This is a genomic window from Trebonia sp., from assembly GCF_049794275.1.
GTDB lineage: Bacteria > Actinomycetota > Actinomycetes > Streptosporangiales > Streptosporangiaceae > Trebonia.
Genome location: NZ_JBARCR010001019.1, coordinates 1 through 3,016 on the forward strand (window position 1 = coordinate 1; position 3,016 = coordinate 3,016).

Here is a 3,016-nt window from a genome sequence, read left to right on the forward strand (position 1 = left end):
CCCGACGCGCTTTATCACGTCGCGCTCACTGAGAATGGTGGTCGTGGCGAACGAACTCGGCGACCTGTGCACGCGAATGTGGCGCTCGCTCGGCGGCGCGGCGGACGTGGCGGAGGTTCTCACCGCCAGCGGGCCGCGTGCGGTGCTGCCGGCCTATTTCGACGTGACCGGGCTGGCTACGGCGTCGGTGGCTTGCGCCACGCTCGCCGCGGCCGAGTTCCTCGCGGCCCGCGAAGTGTCCCGGCCGCGGCCGGTTTCCGTCGACAGCAGCGCGGCATGCGCGGCCTTCGCCGCCGAGGGCCTGTTCACTCCAGTCGGGTGGTCATTGCCCGAGTTGTGGGATCCGATCGCCGGGAACTACCGGGCCGAAGACGGCTGGATCCGGCTGCATACCAACTACCCGTATCACCGCGCGGCCGTGGAGCGGGTACTCGGCGCCGACGACCGCGCCACCGTCGCGGCGGCCGCTCTTCGCTGGAAGGCCGGTGATCTCGAGGCCGCGGTCGTCTCGGCTGGCGGGTGCGCGGCGGTCATGCACGCGCGCGAGACGTGGCTGGCGTCAGCGCCGGGCGCCGCGACGGCGACCGCGACGCCGGTGGTCGTTAGCGAGCGCCGGCTGCCTGCCGGCAGGGCGCCCGCCGAGAGCGATTCGCCGCTGTCGGGCACCTCTTCACCGTTCTCGGGGGTACGGGTGCTCGACATGACGCGGGTGATCGCGGGCCCGGTGTGCACCAAGTTCCTGGCAGCCTATGGCGCGCAGGTGCTGCGCCTGGATCCGCCGGGCTTCGCGGAGGTGCCCGCGCTGCTGCCGGAGACGACGGCGGGGAAGCGGACCGCGGCGCTGGACCTTCGCGTTGATGCCGACCGCGGGATCTTCGAGAACCTCGTGGCCGACACCGACGTCCTGGTGACCGGGCTGCGCGCGGACGCGCTCGCCGGGCTGGGCTACGGCGACGGGACGCTGACGGCGATCAACCCGGCGCTGATCGTCGCCTCGCTCAACGCGTACGGGTGGGACGGTCCATGGCGCCACCGCCGCGGGTTCGACAGCCTGGTGCAGATGTCGTGCGGGATCGCGGCCGCAGGTTCGCTGGCGGTAGGCCGGGACGAGCCGTTTCCGCTGCCGGTCCAGGCTCTCGACCACGCCACGGGCTACCTGCTCGCCGCTGCGGTGGGCCGCGCGCTGACCCGGCGGCTCACCCGGTCCACGGTGAGCCGCATCCGGGCATCGCTGATCGGCACGGCCAACCTGCTGTGGTCCCTCCCCCGGCCTGCTGACCTGCCGCCGGCGCCTTCCCCCCGGGACTTCGAACTCGTTGACACCAACACGGAATGGGGCCCGGCCCGTCGGGTACCGCTGCCCGGCTCGATCGCCGGAGTCACAGCCGCGTGGCAGATCGGGGCAGGCCCGCTCGGCAGGCACTACCCTGCGTGGTGACTTGGATTCTTGGCAGGCATCGAATTTTGGCCTCTAATAGACGCGGCGCGTCCCCTCCCGGCGAGCCGACATGACCGGAGGTCAGCATGACCGCAAGTCCAGGCTCCGCAGAACCCGCCGTCGCTGACACGACCGGGACAAGGACCCCGCCGTTTGCGTCGGCGTGGCGGCGGGCGCACCTGACGGCGGACCAGCGGGTTGCCCGGGGCCGGGCCGCCCGGGTCGAGGCGCCACGATCGGCCCACAGCCGGTGGACACCCCGTCCGGACCGGCCCGCCCCGGTCGCCCTGCTTGAAGAGCAGGCGGCATCACGGGTACCGCAGCTGGTGCCGATCCGGTATGGGCGCATGCTGGTCTCGCCGTTTACCTTCTACCGCGGCGCCGCGCTGATCATGGCATCCGACCTAGCTGCCACTCCGGTATCGGGGGTGACGGTGCAGCTGTGCGGGGATGCGCACCTGTCGAACTTCGGCCTGTTCGGCACGCCCGAGCGAAAGATGATCTTCGATATCAACGACTTCGACGAGACGCTGCCCGGCCCGTGGGAGTGGGACGTCAAGCGCCTGGCGGCCAGCTTCGAGATAATGGGGCGCGACCGGGGCTTCTCCCCGGCCGACCGGCGTGCCGTCGTGATGGCCGCGGTGGCCGAGTACCGGGACCGGATGCACCAGGCCGCCGGGATGGGGGCCCTGGACGCCTGGTATGACCATCTGGAAGCCGGGATGCTGCTCAAGCTGGTCCGCCAGGAGGTCCGCGTCAAACGGGTCACCAGGCTCGAAGCCCGGTCCTTCGAGCGGGACGTGAACAAGGCACATACCCGGGATAACACGCGGGTGTTCACTAAGCGCGCCGCCGAGGTCGACGGTGAGCTGCGGATCGTCGCCGACCCGCCACTGGTCATTCCGATTGAGGATCTCGTCACACCGGGGTCAGCATGGGAAGATCCGACCCCGCTGATCAAAAAGCTGCTCAGCTCCTACCGGCGCACTCTCGTGCACCACCATCACCCTCTAGAGGAGTACCGCTACGTCCACACGGCTTACAAAATGGTCGGCGTGGGCAGCGTGGGGACTCGCTGCTACATCGTGCTGATGGTGGGCCGCGACCACAACGACCCATTGTTCTTGCAGACCAAGGAGGCGCAGGCCTCCGTCCTCGAACGGTTCGTCGGCAAGAGCACCTATCCGCACCATGGCCAGCGCGTGGTGGCCGGCCAGCGGCTGATGCAGGCGGCGACCGATATCTTCCTGGGCTGGGTCCGCATCAAGGGGCTCGACGGCGTGAGCCGCGACTACTACGTGCGCCAGTTCCAGGACTGGAAGGGCAGCGCCGACGTCAACAGCATGCTGGTGCCCGGGGCAACCCTCTACGCGCGGATCTGCGGGGCGACCCTGGCCCGGGCGCACGCCCGCTGGGGCGACCGGATCGCCATCGCCTCCTACCTAGGCAACGGAGATTCCTTCGACCGCGCGATCGCCGACTTCTCCGCCGCCTACGCCGACCAGAACGAAAAGGACTACGAGGCATTCGCCGCGGCTGTGAAGTCGGGACGGCTCATCGCCCGGACAGGCCTCTAAG

At 70.0% G+C, this 3,016-nt stretch carries 2 protein-coding genes; both read left to right on the forward strand.

Translation table 11 applies throughout. The features are described 5' to 3' along the window. The coding region (locus tag WA805_RS25660; RefSeq protein ID WP_425243625.1) for a CoA transferase at positions 1-1,438 on the forward strand (1,438 nt) is incomplete at its 5' end. Between the two features lie 86 nt (positions 1,439-1,524). Then, positions 1,525-3,015: a DUF2252 domain-containing protein gene (locus WA805_RS25665; RefSeq protein WP_422325336.1), complete on the forward strand. Its 1,491-nt coding sequence runs from the start codon at positions 1,525-1,527 to the stop codon at positions 3,013-3,015. The last annotated feature ends 1 nt before the right edge of the window (position 3,016 follow it).